Origin of the sequence: Mesotoga sp. UBA5825 (genome assembly GCF_002432955.1) — a bacterium.
GTDB lineage: Bacteria > Thermotogota > Thermotogae > Petrotogales > Kosmotogaceae > Mesotoga.
In genome coordinates, this window is sequence record NZ_DJHG01000091.1 from 1 (window position 1) to 3,933 (window position 3,933).

The following is a 3,933-nucleotide window of genomic DNA, read 5'->3' on the forward strand; positions in this document are numbered from 1 at the left end:
ATGGGGGCTCTTCCCTGGCCGACCATTTTTGTTGCAGTTATGTCCCTGGCAATACTCAAGGCCTTGGGCAGGACTAACCTGAACGAGATAAACGTTACGCACACTGCTATGTCCTCCGGAGCAATGGTGGCTGGCGGTCTGGCCTTTACAGTTCCGGGCATCTGGATTCTTGAGGCTTCCTCAGAGGTAAGTTTCCTGTCTCTCCTGGTCGTCACATTGTCAGGCACTATTCTGGGAGTTGTATTCACAGGACTGATTAGGCGTTATTTCATCGAGAAGGAGAAGCTGCCTTTTCCCATGGGTTTGGCTTCCTACGAGACAGTTGTTGCCGGTGACAAAGGGGGGAAGAAGGCAAAGTACCTCTTTTCCACCATGGGGGCCGCTGCCGTATTTGTCGCAGTAAGGGACGGGCTGGGATGGATTCCTTCTGCGTGGTCTTCGGTCCGGCTGTATTCAAGAAACATCTTCTTTGGAATGTGGATATCCCCTATGGCCGTTGGCATAGGTTACATAATCGGACCGCTCTTCACAGGAGTGTGGTTCCTTGGAGCTGTTATAAGCTACTTCTTCTTGATCCCCGTTGGAGTTGCGGCCGGATGGTTCGCTGATGTCGGCTCTGCGACGGCTTTCAAAGATAGTCTCGGGATCGGACTGATGGTCGGCACCGGTGTTGGAATTCTGCTCAAGGGAATCTTGCCGCGGGCAAGAGAGATCTACCTTCCCGTAAAGAGCAGCGGGAAGGGATCGCGAATGAAGACGCTTCGCTGGATACCTCTGGTTTTTGCGGCCATCGCTCTCTTCCTCACAACTTTGACGGAAATGACTCTTGTCTCTTCTCTACTTACAATAGTTGGCGTATGGCTTACGACGGCCATGGCCGCCTCGATAACCGGGCAGTCGGGGATCAATCCTATGGAGATATTCGGCATCATCATTCTTATTGCCGTGAAGTCAGTCGCCAGTCTCGGCACAATCGAAGCGTTCTTGGTGGCTGGAGTAGTGGCAGTTGCTTGCGGTCTTGCTGGCGATGTACTGAACGATTTCAAATCCGGTTACCTTTTGAAGACCAACCCCAGGGCTCAGATCGTCGCCGAGACGGTCGGCGGAGTAATTGGCGCAGTAGTCTCGGTAATCGTTCTCTTTATTATGTTCAGAGCCTATGGTACAATGGGCCCGGGAACGGAACTCCCCGCGCCACAAGCGTACGCCGTTTCCACCATGGTCGGTGGTCTCCCAAATACTCCGGCCTTTTTCTTCGGCTTGGTGATTGGGATCATAATCTATCTTATGAAACTACCGGGGATGACGCTTGGAATTGGCATGTACCTCCCTATGGAGATATCTACCGCCGCATTCGTTGGAGGCGTTATTAGCTTAATTGTCGGCAAGATCAAGCCAGAATCGAAGGAGACCGGCATGATAGTGTCGTCGGGACTTCTTGGAGGCGAAGGTATAACGGGAGTAGTTTTGGCAATAATCAGGGTTCTAACAGTTAGCTAATAGAATAGAGGAGTTGTTTTGAAACACATTCACGCAGTGGGCAGAGTCCCTTTCAATCGCGTTCACATTTCTCTCAAATGGTTATTGTTCGGCGCCGTTGTCGGGGTAGCGGCCTTCTTCATCGTCAATCTTTCAATGGAGAGGATCGAGTCACCTCACTTCTCTGCCCAGCTGTCCGCGGCTCGACTAATGGCCTCTTGCATAGCTGAACTTTCAGCTTTCCGGGAGTCATTAGGCATAGTAATCGACCCATCCGTCGACCCTAATTTGACAGGGCTTATTGGACCGGAATTCACGGAGTTGACAACTACTCTAGGAAATCTGCAGGCGAAGAGAACCTCGACCAATCCGGACTTCGCGGCTCTCCTGGTGAAGTACTTCAAAGAACTCGATCTCAAGAGAGGCGATCCCGTTGCTATAGGAGCGAGCGGCTCTTTCCCCTCGCTTCTTCTAGCCACTCTCTGCGCCTGCGAAGTTCTGGAACTTGAACCCCTTGTGATCTATTCGATTGGCGCTTCAGAGCACGGCGCCACACATCCGGAGTTTACCTTTGTTACGATGCAGGAAAGACTTGTAGAGGTAGGGCTGCTTAAAGACAGCCTGATCGCAGTCTCTCTGGGCGGTAATTACGATACGGCAAGTGGAATGTTTTTCCCGAAAGCTCGTGAACTGATGACGGAGATTGCTTTATCCAGCGGAAAGACCTTTATATATGAAGAGTCTCTTCAAGCAAGCATTGAAAAGAGACTTGAGCTCTATCTTGAGAAGTCGGCCGGACTGCCTTCTGTCTTCGTCAATATCGGGGGAGCAAGCACAAACTTCGGCAACAGCCATCTAGCTCTCAGCCTGGATAACGGTGTTTTGACTTCGTTCTCTTCGATCCCTAAAGGAGATGAAAGGGGACTGATTTTCGAGTTTGCGGAGCTCGGTGTGCCCGTGATTCATCTGCTGAACATCAGAGATCTCGCAATGGAGAATGGCATTCCGATCGATCCCGTTCCTCTTCCGGAACCGGGAACCAGCGGAGTGTATTTTGTCGATAGTTATTCGTTGCTTCTGACTTTGACCTTTCTATTCCTTATGATCCTCTGCGTTGTCGCGGGAAGGGTGATTAAGAAATGACAAACTGGCTGCTGGCTCTGGTCGCATTGTCTATCCTTCTGCTCTTTCTCGTCATTGAGAATATTCTCTCGAGAAAGAGAAGAAAACGGTTGAAAATCGCAGTCCAAGTGAACGGAACCAGAGGTAAGAGCGAGACAGTAAGACTAATTCACGCGGCCCTCAAAGCAAACGGCTTTTCGGTACTTGGAAAGACGACGGGGACTGTTCCTCTATGGATAACCCCCGACGGGAGACACGTCGAAGTGGTTCGTCGCGGCCCTGCAAACATACAGGAGCAATTCCTCGCCTTGAAGAAGTCGGAGAGGGAAGGCTGCAATGCTTTGGTTGTAGAATGTATGGCTATTAAGCCCGAGATGCAGCTTTCAAGCATGAGAATAGTCGAAGCAGACATTACCGTCATCACGAACGCTTATCCGGATCATATCGAAGAGATTGGAGCCGACGAAATTGAGACGGCCAAAGTGCTTTCTCTATCTATTGCTCCAGGCGGAATTTGCGTTTTGGGAAACGTTTCGTCCGAAGCAATGGAGTCTGTAAAAGACCACTGTTCTAGAATGAATACTAGATTGGTTACCGTCATCCCGAAAGTAGAGGACACGGCCGGATTCAAATTCGAGCCAAATGAGGAAAACCTTTCTATCGCACTGAAGGTTGTAGAACTACTTGGTCTGGACAGAGAAAAGGCGCTTGAGGGAATGAGAGAGGCGCTGCCTGATGTGGGGACCTTCAGGTATCTGCATCTCGGCGACGGGATAAATGATACCGTCCTGGCAAATGCGTTCGCGGCCAATGACATTCGGTCCACTTCTCTGCTTCTGAAAAAGGCAAGACAGGATTTTCCCGGGAGACCACTCGTCGGATTCTTCAACTCCAGAGACGACAGACCGGACAGGGCTCTCGTCTTCGAAGCGATGATTAGAGACTTCGACAGGATAATAGTCAGAGGACCTGTTCCTCAACGAATACTGAAGAACAAGAACGTGGAAAAGCTGAAAGACCCGAGCCGGCTCGATTCGCTTCTTGAAGGGCACGAGCTCGTTTTCGGATTCGGAAATATACGCGGCCTTGTACAGTGGCTGAGCGGGTTGGAGGAGATTCGATGAGTCCTGCATTGTTCTCAATCGGAATCGTCATAAGTACGGTGTTCTGGTGGGTGACAGGGTTGTCGGCCGGAGGGCTTGTCACGCCGGTCTACCTGTTCATCTTCATTGAACAGCCTTTGAGGCTGCTGTATACATGGGGTGTCGGTCTGGTCACATTCCTGATTCTAAATCTTCTCCAGAGGTATCTAATTCTCTACGGAAGAAAGAG

Annotated in this window: 4 protein-coding genes; all 4 read left to right on the forward strand. The window is 50.6% G+C overall.

Annotation, left to right across the window (positions count from 1 at the left end; translation table 11 throughout):
- Nucleotides 1–1,500: OPT/YSL family transporter (locus tag B3N33_RS09070; RefSeq protein WP_292593081.1), on the forward strand; the 1,500-nt coding region annotated here is incomplete at its 5' end.
- Between the two features lie 18 nt (nucleotides 1,501–1,518).
- The gene (gene pgsW, locus B3N33_RS09075) at nucleotides 1,519–2,622 is read left to right on the forward strand and encodes a poly-gamma-glutamate system protein (protein WP_292593083.1); all 1,104 of its coding nucleotides are present in this window, start codon (nucleotides 1,519–1,521) and stop codon (nucleotides 2,620–2,622) included.
- Entirely contained in the window at nucleotides 2,619–3,725 is a 1,107-nt protein-coding gene (gene pgsB, locus B3N33_RS09080; RefSeq protein WP_292593085.1) for a poly-gamma-glutamate synthase PgsB, read from the forward strand. The genes pgsW and pgsB overlap by 4 nt, the downstream gene beginning before the upstream one ends.
- On the forward strand, nucleotides 3,722–3,933 hold a 212-nt coding region (locus tag B3N33_RS09085), incomplete at its 3' end, for a poly-gamma-glutamate biosynthesis protein PgsC/CapC (protein WP_292593087.1). The genes pgsB and B3N33_RS09085, both read left to right, overlap by 4 nt.

Bases quoted from the DNA above. Each gene is read 5' to 3' on its own strand.
- pgsB (WP_292593085.1), top strand. From the start codon at position 2,619: ATGACAAACTGGCTGCTGGCTCTGGTCGCATTGTCTATCCTTCTGCTC.